General features: G+C 58.6%; 11 protein-coding genes. 10 read left to right on the top strand and 1 reads right to left on the bottom strand.

Translation table 11 applies throughout. The features are described 5' to 3' along the window. The first annotated feature begins 3 nt into the window (after positions 1-3). From EUU23_RS01605 to EUU23_RS01575, 7 genes are all read left to right on the top strand, one after another. On the top strand, positions 4-537 hold the full coding sequence (locus tag EUU23_RS01605; protein ID WP_160353480.1) for a DUF721 domain-containing protein: 534 nt from the start codon (positions 4-6) through the stop codon (positions 535-537). A gap of 38 nt (positions 538-575) precedes the next feature. Continuing rightward, positions 576-1262: a thioredoxin domain-containing protein gene (locus EUU23_RS01600; RefSeq protein WP_160352385.1), complete on the top strand. Its 687-nt coding sequence runs from the start codon at positions 576-578 to the stop codon at positions 1260-1262. A 29-nt stretch (positions 1263-1291) separates the two neighbouring features. Then, a complete protein-coding gene (locus EUU23_RS01595; protein WP_160352384.1) occupies positions 1292-2029 on the top strand; it encodes a DsbA family protein in 738 nt (245 codons plus the stop codon). A gap of 47 nt (positions 2030-2076) precedes the next feature. Beyond that, the gene (locus EUU23_RS01590; protein ID WP_160353479.1) at positions 2077-5490 is read left to right on the top strand and encodes an AAA family ATPase; all 3414 of its coding nucleotides are present in this window, start codon (positions 2077-2079) and stop codon (positions 5488-5490) included. Then, positions 5487-6356, top strand: a complete 870-nt coding sequence (locus tag EUU23_RS01585; RefSeq protein WP_160352383.1) for an alpha/beta fold hydrolase — start codon at positions 5487-5489, stop codon at positions 6354-6356. The genes EUU23_RS01590 and EUU23_RS01585 overlap by 4 nt, the downstream gene beginning before the upstream one ends. Positions 6357-7031: 675 nt before the next feature. Then, on the top strand, positions 7032-8273 hold the full coding sequence (locus tag EUU23_RS01580) for a putative DNA modification/repair radical SAM protein (RefSeq protein ID WP_160352382.1): 1242 nt from the start codon (positions 7032-7034) through the stop codon (positions 8271-8273). Continuing rightward, positions 8270-9655 carry a UdgX family uracil-DNA binding protein gene (locus EUU23_RS01575; RefSeq protein ID WP_160352381.1) on the top strand — a complete coding sequence of 462 codons (1386 nt, stop codon included), beginning with the start codon at positions 8270-8272 and terminating at the stop codon, positions 9653-9655. The genes EUU23_RS01580 and EUU23_RS01575 overlap by 4 nt, the downstream gene beginning before the upstream one ends. A 10-nt stretch (positions 9656-9665) precedes the next feature. On the opposite strand, the gene EUU23_RS01570 is transcribed toward EUU23_RS01575, so the two are convergent. Beyond that, entirely contained in the window at positions 9666-11813 is a 2148-nt protein-coding gene (locus tag EUU23_RS01570; RefSeq protein ID WP_160352380.1) for an alpha-galactosidase, read from the bottom strand. Positions 11814-11936: 123 nt separating this feature from the next. Here EUU23_RS01570 and EUU23_RS01565 point away from each other — a divergent pair, with 123 nt between their 5' ends. The 3 genes from EUU23_RS01565 to EUU23_RS01555 all read left to right on the top strand — a co-directional run bounded on the left by EUU23_RS01565 (position 11937) and on the right by EUU23_RS01555 (position 16391). Continuing rightward, positions 11937-13463 carry a sodium:solute symporter family transporter gene (locus EUU23_RS01565; RefSeq protein WP_160352379.1) on the top strand — a complete coding sequence of 509 codons (1527 nt, stop codon included), beginning with the start codon at positions 11937-11939 and terminating at the stop codon, positions 13461-13463. Further along, positions 13460-14935 carry an FGGY family carbohydrate kinase gene (locus tag EUU23_RS01560; RefSeq protein WP_160352378.1) on the top strand — a complete coding sequence of 492 codons (1476 nt, stop codon included), beginning with the start codon at positions 13460-13462 and terminating at the stop codon, positions 14933-14935. Before EUU23_RS01565 ends, EUU23_RS01560 begins: the two co-directional genes overlap by 4 nt. A gap of 124 nt (positions 14936-15059) precedes the next feature. Further along, positions 15060-16391: a PAS domain-containing protein gene (locus tag EUU23_RS01555; protein ID WP_246156006.1), complete on the top strand. Its 1332-nt coding sequence runs from the start codon at positions 15060-15062 to the stop codon at positions 16389-16391. Positions 16392-16416: the final 25 nt, after the last annotated feature.

Here is a 16416-nt window from a genome sequence, read left to right as displayed (position 1 = left end):
ACGATGACCAAAGGCAAGACATCCGACGGCGGGTCCAAAAAAACAATCACCCCCAAGCCCTATCAACGTCCCCGGGGCGGGGAAGCAAAGGCTGTGTCTGCGTTGATGCCGGAAATCGGACGCGCCGCCTTCCGCAGGTTCGGATTTGTCCAAAGTTCGGTGGTCACGCGCTGGGATGAAATTGTCGGCGCGCGTTATGCGGCCGTATCGGCACCCGAATCGATCCGCTTTCCCATTGGCAAAAAATCTGAAGGAACGCTGGAGCTGACGGTCGAGGGCGCACATGCGACCATGATCCAGCACGTCCTTCCTGAAATTATCGAACGGGTAAACCGCTTTTTCGGATATGCTGCGGTCGCACGGGTGAAGGTCCGGCAGGGCCGCGTCGCCAAACCTGCCGCCACCAAGGCCGCGCCGCCGGTGTTGCTAAAACCGGTTCCGTTCGAACTGGGCGATTCTTTAAGGGAGATTGGCGATCCCGAATTATTTGCTGTGCTCGAAAGCCTCGCAAAAAGTCTTGCCAAAGACGGCCAGTAATTCCAGATGTTCGGGATAATCTTTACGGACAAAGCAAAATGATGCCACACCTTATGAAACCTCTCGCCATCCTGTTGATCAGCATCGGGGCGCTGGCGGCCAGTTCGATGGCTGCACCGGCCAAAGGTGGCTGGCTGTCAACCATTACGGTCACGGACAAGGGCGCCCATATCATCGGTAACCCGTCCGCACCCAACAAGGTTGTGGAATATCTGAGCTATACGTGCAGCCATTGCGCCAATTTCGAGCTGAAGGAATCGCCGTTGTTCAAGGCGCAATTTGTCGCGACCGGCAAGGCCAGCCTTGAAATCCGGAACATGCTGCTCAATCCGATCGATTTGACCGCAGCGATGCTGGCCAGGTGCGGCGGCAAAGCAAAGTTTTTTGGCAATCAAAAGCATCTTTTTGCCACCCAGTCGACCTGGCTTGGCCAGACCAAAAACATCTCCGAAAATACCCAGACCCAGTTGAAAAACCAGAATTTCGCAGGATTTATGACCGGCGTTTACGACGAAATCGGGCTCGCCCCAATTATGCAGCAACGCGGAATCACGCCGGTGCAGGCGAAGAAATGTCTTGCCGATAAAGACGCGCTGAAAGTCATTCTTGCGATGACCGAAAGCGGCGCGGCGGCGGGTGTGAACGGCACGCCGACATTTTTCGTCAACGGGGAATTACAGGACCATATCCACAGCGTGGATGATTTGAAATCAAAGTTGAAGTGACGCTAAATCGAAAGATTGAAGGACATTATATGCGTATTAAATCGATATTATTTGCGGTTACCGCAGCGATCGCACTGGCATCGTGCAGCGGCGGAGATTCCGCCGGCGCACCAAAGGGGGAACCGATTGCAAAAGTCGCCGCGCCCGCCGGAAAGGCATGGACCGATGTCGTTACCAAGACCGAAGCCGGTGGTTATAAAATGGGTAACCCGGATGCGAAATTGCAGCTTCTGGAATATGGCGCAATCTCTTGCCCCGGCTGTGCCCAGTTTTCCGTCCAGTCGACAGAAGACTTGAACAAGCTGATCAATACCGGCGTGATTGCAATGGAATACAGGCCCTATCTCGTCCATGGCGTGCAGGATATTCCCGGCTTCCTACTGGCCACTTGCAGCGGCCCCGATGCCTTTTTCCCCCTCATCGAGCAGCTTTACGCCGAACAGCAAAGCTGGTTGAGCAAGTTAAGCACCGTGACGCCAGCTGACCAGCAGGCGATGCAAAAAATGACTCCGGCTGAAATTTCCTCGCTGCTGGGCACGAAAATGGGGCTGATCGAATTCGTCAAATCCCGCGGGATCAGTGAAGATCAGGCCAAGGCTTGTCTGACGGACAAGGCGGCCATCGATGCCCTTATCGCATCCACTGAAAAAGCGACACGCGACGACGGCGTTGGTGGAACGCCGTTTTTCTTGCTGAACGGGGCCAAGCTGGACGTCAATGGCTGGGTACAGGTGAAGGGCAAGCTTGTCGAAGCAGGCGCGCGGTAGGAAAAACAAGGATATAGAATGGGTTTTTGCTACTCAAGAGACAGCAGTTGCGGATAAACAGGCTGAAACTTGTTGGCTTTAAAAGCTTTGTCGAGCCTGCAGAACTGAAAATTGAAACGGGCCTCACCGGCATTGTGGGTCCCAATGGATGCGGCAAGTCCAACCTGTTGGAAGCGATCCGCTGGGTCATGGGCGAAAGCAGCCCGAAATCCATGCGCGGCGCAGGGATGGAAGATGTCATCTTCGCCGGCACCGCATCCCGCCCGCCCCGCGACTTTGCCGAAGTAACCATCTCGGCAGAGCGCGGCTTTGACGATGCAGCGAACGACGAAGACCATGAGCTGGAGGTCACCCGCCGGATCGAGCGCGGCGCAGGCTCCGCCTATCGCTCCAACGGCCGCGATGTGCGGGCCAAGGATGTGGCGCTGATCTTCGCCGACGCGGCAACGGGCGCGCACTCCCCTGCCCTTGTCAGCCAGGGCCGGATCGGCGCGATCATTTCCGCAAAGCCGCAGGAGCGGCGGCAAATGCTCGAAGAAGCGGCGGGCATTTCCGGTCTGCACGTACGCCGCAAGGATGCGGAACAGAAGCTGCGCGCGGCCGAGACCAACCTGTCGCGGCTGGCGACGATCCTCGCCGATATGGACGCGCGCGCCGGGCAATTGCGGCGGCAGGCGAAACAGGCGGAACGCTACCGCAAGCTGAGCCGCGAGATTTTACAGGCCGAGGCGCAGTTGATCTACGTGCGCTGGCAAGAGGCGAAAGCCGCCGCCGACGCCGCCCGCGCCGAAGCCAATGCGGCGACGGCAGAGGTTGATAAAGCCAGCGCGCAGCAACGCGACCTGAGCGCGGCGCAGCAAAAGGCGGTGGGCGAACTCGCCGAAGCACGCGCCGTCGCCATGGCTGCGCGCGATGCGGCGAGTGATCTGTCGAACAGGCTCGTCCAGCTGAAAAGCGACCGTGACCGCATCATCCAACGGCAGGCGGACCTTACGGCACAAGCGGCGCGCATGGCCGATGACGGCGCGCGCGAAGACCGGCTGACCCACGACGCCGCCGATGCCCTCGCCCGGTTGCAGGGCGAAAGTGGAGAGTTGAACAAGGCGATCAAGACGCAGGATGAAGCCCGCCCGGCGCTCGTCCGCCTCGCCGAAAATGCCGAGCGGCAGGTACGCGAGAGCGAGGTGACGCTGGCCAAGGCGCTGGCCGAGCAGGCGCGGGCGGACGCCGAACTGCGCGTTGCTGACGCCGCACTTGCCACCGCTGAGGCGCGGGTCGAGCGGGCCGAACGCGATGCCGCGCGGCTGGCCGGGGAACAGGACCGACTGGGCGACGAAACCGAATTCGCTGCGGCCAAGCAAGAGGCGGCGGAGTCGGTTCTGCATCTCCAGCAACAGGCCGAAGAAGGTCTCGCCTCTATCGCCGCTACAGAAGCCGAGCGGGCCACATTGACCGGCGAACGCGACATCATCCAAAGCGCCTTTGCCGCCGCCAAGGCCGAACTGGCCGCCTTGCTGTCCGAACAAAATGCCCTGTCCAGAGCGTTAAGCCAAAATAACGGCGACCGTGCGCTCGACCGCATCAAGGCCGCGCCCGGCTATGAACGCGCCCTCGCCGCGGCGCTGGGCGAGGATGTCAACGCGATGATTGGCGGTGCAGCGGGTCGACGCTGGCTCGGGCGTAGCGCCGAACTGCCGACAATCTCCGGAACGCGGCTGATCGACCATGTCGAGGCCCCGCAGGAACTGCACGCGCGTCTGTCGATGATCCGCGTCGTCGACACAGACGACGGCGCCGCCCTGCTGCCCGGCGAGCGGCTGGTCACCAAAGACGGCCAGCTGCGCCGCTGGGACGGATTTGCCGCCGACGATGACGGCGCAACCACCGCCGAACAACTGATCCGCCGGAACCGGCTGAACGAATTGGAGCAACAGATTCCTTTCGCCCAAGCCGCGTTGCACCAACAATCCGAAACCGCCGAGCGGATCGCCACGCAGATCGCTCAAGCGCAGGAAAAACACCGCGCACTTGCCGGACAGCAGCAACAGACCGATACCGACCTGCGCCACGCCCTGCGCGCGGCCGACCAGGCCGAAGACGCCCTGAACCGGCTTCAGCAGGCGCGCAGCGCCCTGCAAGAACGCATCGCCACCGCACGGCAGGATATTGCCACCGCGCAGGCCGAACGGGATGAAGCCCAAGAGGCACGGGCCGCCCTTCCGGCGGGTGACCACCATAGCGAACTGGTCGCCACGCTGACGGCCGAGAATGAAGCGCTCCGCCAACTGCTCGTCCGCAGCCAGGCCGACCTGTCGGCGCATGACCAGCGGCTGGCGCAAACGCGCGAACGCCGCGCCGTCGCCATGGCGGAAATTCGCGGCTGGCAGGACCGCGCAGGCGAAGCCGAGCGCCGCATCGCGGAAATGAACAAGCGGTCGACCGAGATCGCTCAAGAGCTGGAAAGCCACGCCGGACGCCCCGAAATATTGGCGCGCGACATCGCCGCACTGGAAGGTGATCGGGACAATATCACCGACAAACTCGCGCAGTTGCAGGTTGCCGAAAGCAACAGCGAAGCATCGCTCAAGGCCCTCGAACGCGACCTTGCCGCCGCCGCAGAAGCGCTTTCAGTCGCCCGCGAAGCCCGAGCAGGCGCCGAAGCGCGCGCCGAAAATCAGGACCAGCGCCGCATCGAGATGGGCCGCATTTCGGGCGAGCGCTTCGAATGCCCGCCGCCGGTTTTGCCCGAAAAGCTGGAATTTGACGAAACCGAACTCGGCGATGCCGCGACGCAATCGACACGGCTGGAGCGGCTGCAAAGCGAACGCGAACGGATCGGCCCTGTCAATCTGATCGCCGCAGACGAATTGGCCGAGCTGGAGGAACAGCAAGGCACCAGCCTGAAAGAAAGCGAAGAGCTGACGCAGGCCATCCACCAGTTGCGCGGCTCAATCGGCAGCCTGAACCGCGAAGGCCGCGCCCGTCTGCTCAACGCATTCGAAGCGGTCGACGGCCATTTCCGGCGTCTGTTCTCGACCCTGTTCAACGGCGGGCAAGCGCATCTCGCGCTGATCGACAGCGACGATCCGCTGGAAGCCGGCCTCGAAATCTTCGCCCAGCCGCCGGGCAAAAAGCTGCAATCTCTGACCCTGCTATCGGGTGGGGAACAGGCGTTGACGGCCGTGGCCCTGATATTCGGCCTCTTCCTGACCAACCCGGCCCCCATCTGCGTCCTCGACGAAGTTGATGCGCCGCTTGATGACGCCAATATCGAACGCTTTTGCGACCTGCTCGACGCCATGACGCGGGAAACCGACACCCGCTATCTGATCGTGACGCACAATGCCGTGACGATGAGCCGTATGCACCGCCTGTTCGGGGTGACGATGGTCGAACAGGGCATCAGCCGGCTTGTTTCGGTTGACCTTGGCGGGGCGGAGCAATTACTGGCCGCGGAATGACTTTACACGGCCCCATCACAAACAGCTTCATTTCCCAGCGCCTGCGACTCAATTATGTCGACTGGGGCAATCCCGACGCACCGCCTTTGTTGCTTGTGCACGGTGGACGCGACCATGCGCGCAGCTGGGACTGGGTCGCCGAAGAATTGCGTCACGACTGGCACATCATCGCGCCCGATCTGCGCGGCCATGGCGACAGCAGCTGGTCGCTCGACGGCAATTATGAAATGTCGGCCTTTGTCTATGATCTGGCCCAGTTGATCCATCAGTTGGGCTTGGCTCCGGTGACCATCATTGCCCATTCGATGGGCGGCAATATCGCCACGCGCTATGCCGGTATCTTCCCCGAAAATGTCCGCAAGCTCGTCAATATCGAAGGATTGGGCCTGTCACCCAAGATGCAGGCCGAACGCGACGCCATCGGCATCCAGAAGCGTTTCCGCCAATGGATCGAGGATAAGCGCAACGCGGCGGGACGGACCCCCAAACGCTACCCCACCATCGAAGCCGCCTATGACCGAATGAAGGCGGAGAACAGCTATCTGACCGATGAACAGGCCCGCCACCTGACCGTCCACGGCATCAGCCGGAACGAGGACGGCACCTGGAGCTGGAAGTTCGACAATTACCTCAACATCTGGGCCATATTCGATATGCCGCGCGAGGAATTGCTGAGCATCTGGCAGTCCATCACCTGCCCCATCCTCATGCTGTATGGCGAAAAAAGCTGGGCCTCCAACCCGGAAAAAGACGGGCGAATCGTCCATTTCCCCACCGCGAAGGTGATCGAATATGAAAATGCCGGCCATTGGCTGCATCATGACCAGTTTGATCGGTTCATGGCGGATGTGAAGGCGTTTCTTTGAGAGCGTTTATCAGGTTGCCGGCAAATATTTGCTGTGACTCCTGAACAGACACACCCCGTCACCCTATTTCCCAACCGTCACCCTGAACTTGTTTCAGGGTGACGGGAGCGAGATTTCGGCCTTCTTGCTCCCCTCCCGCTTGCGGGAGGGGGAGTTAGCGCGCCTCACTCCCCTCCCGCTTGCGGGAGGGGCTGGGGGAGGGTGACTCGGCAACGTCGCAAGGCGGACCTACGGCCCGCCCCCTCCCCTAACCCCTCCCGCAAGCGGGAGGGGGATTGGTTCGCGCAGAGTTAGCGCAGTTCGGGGAGAAAGTAGACTTCATCCGGAACCTCAGTTCCCCCCACCTTGAATCCCACTCCCCCGTCGAATCCTACTTATCCGTCACCCTGAACTTGTTTCAGGGTCTTAGTTTTCAACGTCGCAGTACTAAGACCCTGGAACGAAGTCACCGGAGGTGAAACAAGTTCAGGGTGACGGGAGTGGGAGTTAGTGCGCCTTACTCCCCTCCCGCCTGCGGGAGGGGCTGGGGGAGGGTGAGTTGGCAACGTCGCAAGGCGGACCTACGGCCCGCCCCCTCCCCTAACCCCTCCCGCAAGCGGGAGGGGGATTGTGAGAATCTTGCGGTGGCCATTATCCGGTATAGACGCACCGGCATTGTGAACATATACAGAACAAATGACCCAATTACAAGTGACCGAGAAGCTCGCCATCCTGGCGGATGCCGCCAAATATGACGCGTCCTGCGCCTCTTCCGGAACCGTAAAACGGTCCAGCTCCAAATCGGGCGGGATCGGATCGACCGAGGGGATGGGCATCTGCCATGCCTATGCGCCCGACGGGCGGTGCATATCGCTGCTGAAGATCTTGCTGACCAACAGCTGTATCTTTGACTGCCATTATTGCATCAACCGCAAAAGTTCCAACGTCCGCCGCGCGCGCTTTACGCCCAAGGAAGTCGTCGACCTCACCCTCAACTTCTACAAGCGCAATTATATCGAGGGGCTGTTTCTCTCGTCGGGGATCATCAAAAGCTCCAACTATACGATGGAGCAAATTGTCGAAGTCGCGCGCAGCCTGCGGGAGGATCATGACTTTCGCGGCTATATCCATTTGAAGACCATTCCCGATGCCGACCCCGAGCTGCTGGAGGCGGCGGGGCGGCATGCGGACCGTCTGTCGATCAATGTGGAATTGCCGACGCGCGAAGGGCTGAACCGCCTTGCCCCCGAAAAGTCCGAGGAGCGCATCGAAAGCGCGATGGGCGGGTTGAAGACGTCGATCCTTGACGGCCGTGATGCCAAGAAGAAATACCGCAGCGCGCCGAACTTTGCGCCCGCAGGCCAATCGACGCAGATGATCGTCGGCGCGGACGCCGCGACCGACAGCGATATCGTCCGCCGCGCCAACGGGTTGTACGACCGCTTCGGCCTGCGCCGCGTCTATTATTCGGCGTTCAGCCCGATCCCGGACGCGAGTGCGGTCCTGCCGCTGCAACGCCCGCCCCTGATGCGCGAGCACCGGCTGTATCAATCCGACTGGCTGATGCGTTTTTACGGTTTTGCCCCGCAAGAGGTGGTCGATGCGGCGCAAGCCGATGGCATGTTGCCGCTCGATATCGACCCGAAGCTTGCCTGGGCGCTGAAGCATCGCGGGCAGTTCCCGGTCGACGTCAACCGTGCACCCAAGGAAATGCTATGGCGGGTGCCGGGGCTCGGGATCAAGGCGGTGAGAGCTATCCTCAATGCGCGCCGCTGGCGCAGGTTGCGGCTGGAGGATGTGGGGCGGTTGACGGTGTCGATCGCGAAAATCCGGCCTTTCCTGATTGCCGATGGCTGGACGCCGGGGGCGCTCACCGATCTTGAACATTTGCGCGCCAGCGTTGCGCCCAAGACGGAGCAGTTGGAGCTTTTCGCATGATTACCGCGCGGATTGCGGCGGAGGATGATTTTGACGGTTGGCGCAACCAGTGCCGCGGGCTGATGCGGCTGGGCGCGCGGCCGGCGGATGTGGTGTGGCAGGTGGGCGAGCAGCGCACCGACCTGTTTGCCAGCGCAGAGGCCAGTCTGGAAGCGGCACCCATTGGCGTACCCAAGGGCTTTGCCGAGCTGGCGCGGTCGGTCATCTGCCATTCGGACCCGGAACGTTTTGGCCTGCTCTACCAGTTGCTCATCGACCTGAAGGCGCGGCAGCGACATATGGGGGACGAGGCCGATCCCCTGCTCCGCAAGCTGGAGATGATGGCGAAGAATGTCCGACGCGATATCCACAAAATGCGCGCTTTTCTGCGCTTCCGCCGGGTCGAGGAGGAAGGCGGGGAGACAGGGGGCGAGGAGCATTTCGTGGCCTGGTTCGAACCCGAACACCACATCGTCCGCACCAACGCCGCCTTCTTCGTCCGCCGCTTTGCCGGAATGAAATGGTCGATCCTGACCCCCAGCCTGACGATCCACTGGGACCGCCAAACACTGCTCGAAGCTTCAGCCAAGTTAAAAACCGACGCCCCGACCGAAGATAGTGTCGAGGACCAATGGAAGACCTATTACAGCTCCATCTTCAATCCAGCCCGGCTCAAAGTAAACGCCATGCTGAAGGAGATGCCCAAAAAATATTGGCACAACATGCCGGAAACGGCGCTGGTGACCGAGCTAATCCAGTCGGCGCGCAACCGGGAGGTGGCGATGATCGAAAAGGATATTGTGCCCATGGTTGCCGATACACTCGCCACCCTGCGCGCCGAAGCCGACCGCTGCCGCCGCTGCCCGCTCTATGGCCCTGCCACCCAATTGGTTTTTGGCGAAGGCCCAGCCGATGCCCGGCTGATGTTTGTCGGCGAACAGCCCGGTGATCAGGAAGATCGCGCCGGACGTCCTTTCGTTGGCCCTGCGGGGCAGATATTTGACGCAGCGCTGGCGCAGGCCGGCGTGGATCGTACCCAAAGCTATGTGACCAACGCGGTCAAACATTTCAAATTCCGGCCCGAAGGCAAAAAGCGCATCCATGAGCGGCCAAATGTCAGTGAAATCAACCACTGCCGGTGGTGGTTGAAACGCGAGATCGAATTGGTGAAACCGGAACTGATCGTTGCGCTGGGCGCGACAGCAGCACTCAGTCTGACCGGGCGGTCTTTACCCATCACCGCCAGCCGCGGTCAGGTCTTTGAAAGCCTCGAAGGTGTGCCGGTCCTCGTTACCATCCACCCCAGCTATCTGCTGCGCCTTCCCGATGCCAAGGCGGCAGAACGGGAACGGCTGCAGTTTGTGGCTGACTTGGAGAGCGCGCAGAGGCGTTTGTACCGATGATGACGTGGCCCTACACTGCCTTCAAGTGGAACAGCAGGCATGTCTCCGGCTGGGCATGTGGCAATTGCATCCCCGCTTGCATCAAAGCTGCGCCATTGAACACCGAACCTGCACCGGAAAGATCAAGTTTCTCAATGAGGGACGGAGCCTTCACCGCCTGCCATCCCTCAGGCCAGATGAGAGTGAGATGATAGCTGCGCGCCGGATCGAGTCCCACAAATCGCAGCCTTCCCGGTAAAACATGCCGGTCACCGGTCATATAACTGAACGAAAAGAGAGCTTCCGATTTATCCCGCGCCACAACCCCGCTGGCCAGATGCTGCGGAGCCGTGTCGAGGCGGTAGATATCGCCATCATGCATCAAACTGCGGTGCTGCTTGTGCATGGCAATGGCGGCTTTGAGCTGGACAAGATCCGCCTCCCGCTCGGTCAGCAGGTTCAATTCCAACCCCATATGGCCGGTCAGCGCCGTCGCTGCACGCATCGCCATCGAAATGCGACGTCCCGTCACATGGCAATGGGCCGGACCGACATGGCAACCCAAAATCTCGGGCGGCAAAAAGAAGCTCGCGCCGCGCTGGATATTTTGGCGGTCCAATGCGTCATTGCTGTCGGAAGTCCAAACACGGTCGCTATGCGCCAGCACGCCCATATCTGCCCGCGCCCCGCCCGACGAACAGCTTTCGATTTCAACCTGCGGATGGGCGGCGCGAACCCTGTCCAGCAATGCATAAAGCGCATGCACCTGCGCCACCGCCCGCACCTTGCCATCCACGCCGCCGGGGTGGCTGAGATCGCGGTTCATGTCCCATTTGATGTAGCGGATGTCATGGTCCCGCAAAACCGCGTCGATCCGTTCGAACAGATAATCCGCCACTTCGGGCCTGCTAATGTCGAGCACAAATTGGGTGCGGAACGGGACCTGATCGACAGCCTCAGCGCCGAGAACCCAGTCCGGATGCGCTCGGAAGAGATTGCTGTCCGGATTGACCATTTCAGGTTCGAACCAGATGCCCATTTCCATGCCCAGACCGGTGACATGGTCGACAAGCGGCCTGAGCCCGTCTGGATAAACGTCATGCGAAACAACCCAATCACCCAACCCTGCAAGATCATTACGCCGTGCGCCAAACCATCCGTCATCCAGTACAAAGCGCTCGACCCCCAATGCGGCCGCCTTGGTTGCAAGCTCTTTCAGCCTGTCGGTATCATGATCGAAATAGACGGCTTCCCAGGTATTGTAATGCACAGGCCTTGGCTTGGCGCGCATCTCGGTTCGCAGCAATTTGGTGCGGACGTGGTTGTGGAACTTCCGGCTAAGCGCGCTGAAACCTTGCGCGCTATAGGCGCCGACGATTTCGGGGCTGGCGTAGCTTTCGCCCGGAGCCAAGCGGATTTCGCCGGGAAACAGCAACCCGCCCAAGCTCGCAATTACGCGCCCATCGGTCAGCGTATCGACACGCAGCCGGTGATTTCCGCTCCATGCCAAGTGCAGGCCAAAAACTTCCCCGGCGCTTTCGTTGGTGTCCGCTGTAGCGAGCAACAAGGCGGGGTAGCTGAAATGCGAGGTCCGCCCGCTGCGGTTCTCACGCACATAACTACCGGACATCCGGGCGATCCGTTCGCGGCCAAATTCCTGCGTCCATCGTCCCGTAAAGCCGATGATATCGGTCATGTGTTGCGGCAGTTCGAGGCAAGCCGTGGCCATCTCGTTAACGTCGAGCGTTGTCGGTCCATAATTCGTCAGTGTGGACGCGATAAGAAAAACGCCTGTTTCGGGTTCAAATCCGATGCGATATTCAAGCCCCAATCGCGTCTGCTCATCACGGCAAATAATTGTCGCGCCGTGCGGCAGCGTCTCTACTTTGGCGACCCGGAACAGGCTGCCCCAGTCATTGCCGCCGCGGTGCGCGGCCAAGCCCTGTACCATTGGATGACCAAGCCCCGCCTCCATCGCCAACGATATGGGCAGCGCAACATCTGCGACTCCGTGCATCCCCTGACGCAAAGCAAGCCGATCAAGCTCGTCGCCCGGCGCATCTTTGCAAAGCGCAGAGCCCCAATAGAGAAGCGACGGTGGCTTTCCAATTTCACAGGAAAACAGAACCATGCTGTCTTCGGAATCAAGGCGAAGATATTGCAAGCGACTCTCCTGCATTTCTATGGGCGTTTGTAGCAATTTTTGAATTGTTGGATTGTCTTTTCGGTCTGCTTGTCTAGTTTCGCAAACTACAAAAAAGCGCAAGTCCGAACTTGCGTAAAAAGTCAGACGGGAGCGGAAATGTTTGAAACCACGAATAGTGCGGGCCAGATTGCCATATTTGTCGCACTCACCGTGCTAATCGCGATCCTGACATATTGGAAGGTGCATGGCAAAGGTGCCAGCCGCACCGAGGATTCTGGTTCAACGAAGGAAGTGTTCCTTGCGGGCGGCGGGCTGACTTGGCTTTTTGTCGCGGGGTCAATCACGTTGACCAACCTGTCTACCGAACAATTGGTCGGGATGAACGGCAACCAGATGCTGTTGCTCGCATGGTGGGAAATTTCGGGTTTTGTTGGCCTGATGATCCTAGCCTATGTTTTTGTACCAATCTATTATCGCAACAAGTGTACTACGGTCACCGAATTGCTTGAGCGGCGCTATAAAGGTGGCAGTATCCGCACCGTCATTTCCGCATTATTCCTGCTCGGTAATATCCTTATTTACCTTCCTGCTGCACTCTATTCTGGAAGTCTTTTTCTCAAGTCGATGTTTGGTGTGGATTGGTCGCTGCTGTGGTTCGCCGCGCCAATGGCTATCATTGCCGCGATTTATACCATCACCGGTGGTCTGAGGGCGGTGGCAGTGATGGACACATATTCGGGAATAGGTGTGCTCGCAATTGCGTTTCTGGTGGTCATACTCGCGTTGGCAGCGGTGGGTTTTGATCTGTCAACGGTGCCTGCCGAACGCACTTCGATGATCGGCAGCATAACGTCGCCGATACCTTTTCACACATTGTTCACCGGCATGATCTTCATCCAGATTTTCTATTGGTCGACAAACCAGAATATCACCCAGAAAGCGATGACCGCCCCCACGGTGAAAGAGGCGCAGAAAGGTGTATTGGCGGCGGCAATTGTTCGCATTCTTATCATACCCGCTATTGTCGTTATTCCAGGCGTCGTGGCTTATAAATTGTTCGGCAGCCTGGGCGATGCGGCTTATGGCAAGCTGGTTGCCCACGTCCTTCCGGGGTGGATGTCGGGTGCCTTTGCCGCAATGATGATGGCGGCAGTAATTGCCCATACCAGCGCGATTTTGAACAGTTCTGTGGCGCTTTATTCAGTCGACTTCCACGACAAATACATTCGTCCGGTTGCCAATCACTGGCGTTTGGCAGCGATAGTTTCGGTGGTTTTGACGGTCACATCCATCTTGCTTGTACCCGTTTTTGAAAATGCAAAGAGCATCATCAACCTGTTGCAGCAACTCAATGGACTTTCCTCTATGCCTATCTTGTCAGCTTTCATCGCCGGACTTTTGTTTCGCAATATGGATGCCCGCGCTGCAATCGCAGGTTTGATATGGGGCGTAGCGCTTTATGCGTTCCACAATTTCATTCTCTATGTTCCCGACACGCTTTATGCTGGGGAGACATTCTATCAGCATATCGGCATTGGCTGGCTGCATTATATTGATGTCATGGCCATTGTTTTGGTTTCATGTGTTTTGATGGCTCTGGCCGTCAACCGGTTCCTGTTCGGGAACAGGGCTGTTTTTATCTGGAGCAAGGAGGGACGCCGTCTTTCGGCGCTTGAGGCATGAGCGAAAACATATTGGTCATTGATGAGGGGACTACTTCAACCCGCGCAGTGCTGTTCGCGGCCAGTGGCGAGGCACTCGGCAGTTGCCAACGTCCGCTGACGCAACATTATCCCGCCCCGGGGCTCGTCGAACATGACGCAGAGGAGATCTGGAACCTCACACTAGAATGTGCGCGCGAAATGGTCGCAAAGGCCGGTGGAGCAGACCAGATCGCAGGCATTGGCATTACCAACCAGCGTGAGACCGTTGTGTTCTGGGATGCGCGCACCGGAAAGCCGCTTGCCCCTGCAATCGTCTGGCAAGACCGACGCACGGCGGACCGGTGTCTGGCCCTGCGCGAGCGCGGCGAAGAACCGGTCGTTCAGGCAAAAACCGGTTTGTTGCTCGACCCCTATTTTTCGGGCTCGAAAATTGGTTGGGCGCTCGCCAACTGGCCGCAACTGGCCGAGGCCGGTGCACATTTGCGCGTTGGCACAATTGAGAGCTATCTTGTCTTTCGCCTGACGGGTGGCGTGCATATCAGCGATGCCAGCAACGCTTCACGAACCGCATTGATGGCAATCGGCAGCGGCGGCTGGGATGATGGCCTTACCGACCTGTTTGGGGTCCCTCGCGAAATCTTGCCAGAAATCACCGACTGTTCGGGCGAACTAGGCAATACGGCAGCGGAACTTTTCGGAAGTCCCATCCCGATCACAGGAATGGCCGGAGACCAACAAGCCGCAACCATTGGGCAGGGATGTTTCGACATTGGCCAAACTAAAGCGACTTTTGGCACCGGTGCATTTGTATTGACGCAAACCGGCACCACGTTGCGGCAGTCGAAACATCGTCTGCTTTCGACTGTTTTATACCAGATCAAGGGCGAACGGCATTATGCGCTTGAAGGATCGGTCTTTGTCGCAGGCAGTCTGGTACAATGGTTGCGCGATGATTTAGGACTAATCGGTAGCGCGGCGGAGACCGAACCTTTGGCACGCAGCGTTCCGGACAATGGCGGGGTCTATCTGGTTCCCGCATTGTCTGGTTTGGGCGCTCCACATTGGCAACCCAATGCCCGTGGCATGATCGCAGGCCTTAGTTTTTCCGCCAAAAAGGCGCATATTGCACGTGCGGCGTTGGAGGCGATGGCGCACCAGATCCATGATTTGAAAACCGCCTTTGCCGCCGACGGGGCCGACTGGGCCGCATTGCGTATCGATGGCGGCATGGTTGCGAATGACTGGATGGCGCAGGATCTGGCCGATATTCTTGATATAGATGTCGAACGTCCGGCGTTCATCGAAACAACGGCATTAGGCGCGGCGATGCTCGCTGCGGTGGGGGCGGGTCTTTACCTGTCGCTGGAGGCCGCAACAGCTATGCGCGGGGGTGTAACGCGGTTCCAGCCGGCAATGCCCGATACCGATCGGCAAACAAGGTTGACAGGCTGGGGAGATGCACTGTCGCGCGTCTTGGCTCCGCCTTCGTAAACAAAGCTATGGTTCGCCAGCGGTCACGGTAGGAGTTGCAGCAAAAGTTTACGCCATCTTAACCATCCTTGGAGCAGTATAGATCGGACTGAGAAGTCGCGACGTACATCGACAGGACCCAAAGATGGATAATTTGCGCGGATTTGAGCCATTTGGATCGGACTATAATGCCGACTTGCCCGGCTATGACATCTTCGAACAAGAAGAAGATGCCGCCATCGAAGCGCCGCCAGTCATTTCCAACGATGAACGCCGCATGCAAGTCCGCGCCTATAATTTCTGGACCGCACAACTGCACGACAAAAACTACCCGGCGATTGAAGAGCTGGATCCATCGGCAGTCGAAGATTTTCGGGATTACAGCGTATTACTCGATTTCACGTCCGGGATCGAAAACCCCTCAATCGAGTTTTTGGGCGAAAAATTGCGATCTGAATGCGGGCTAGGCGATGAAGTCACCTATCTTGATGAAGTACCTAGCCGTTCATTGCTATCGCGCATCACAGACCATTATCTACAAATTATCGCCAACCGTGCACCCATCGGATTTGAAGCGGAATTCGTGAATGATCGCGGCGTCAACATCATGTACCGTGGCATCTTACTTCCCTATTCGTCAGACGACGACACCATTGATTTTATCTATGGCGTCATCAATTGGAAAGAAGCCGTTGCCGCCGACGTCGCCGCGCCACTTCAGCTGGAAGTGGAACAGGCGATGGCCACAGCTCTTCCAAGAAAGGAACATGTTCCGGTTTGGGCTGATGGCCCGACTACCGGACATCTTGATGAAGACCCGGAATCCGACGCATTGGAATTGGGCGAAGAGTTTGAATTTATCGAAACGCAACCCGACGAGAACTCATCGCTCGCGGATTGGCTGGATGCAGCTCGGCAAAGTGCTGATAACGCACGCGATTCCGATCTGCGTACCCGTGAAGCCTTGTACCAAGCAATCGGCCGCGCCCATGACTTCGCCTTGATAGCAGCAAAATACCCTTCTGATTACGCAGATTTGCTCTCAGATGCCGGGCTTGTCACACAGGTTCGCGCACCGTTTACGCCAATTGTGAAACTGGTTTTTGGCGCAGGCTATGATAAAACCCGCCTCACCGAATTTGCGACCGCTCTACAATTTGCGGATCGCAATGCCGTACCGATGGGCGGACTTGCGGAAATACTTTGGCAATATGAAGGTGGCCTGAAAGGCATTATCGCAGCCGAGCGCCGCGCTAAAAAAGTGGCCGCCGGTCAGCATGTCGCCGCCGATCCCGTCGACCCTCGTTTGCGCTTGCGAACCGCAAAAACCCGGGATCTGAGCGAATTCGCTGGGACAGGTGAGGAATTCGTCCTGCTTGTTGCTAGACGCGATGCCGATGGTTCGGTCGCAATCATAGGAGCGGTAGAGGCCGACGTAGCATTGACCGAAAAGGCATTACGTAAAACGTCTGTCTGACTTGTCTCGCGTGCGATAAGTTCGT

The organism is Sphingorhabdus profundilacus (genome assembly GCF_009769755.1).
GTDB lineage: Bacteria > Pseudomonadota > Alphaproteobacteria > Sphingomonadales > Sphingomonadaceae > Sphingorhabdus_B > Sphingorhabdus_B profundilacus.
This window is presented reverse-complemented; position numbering and strand designations above follow the sequence as displayed.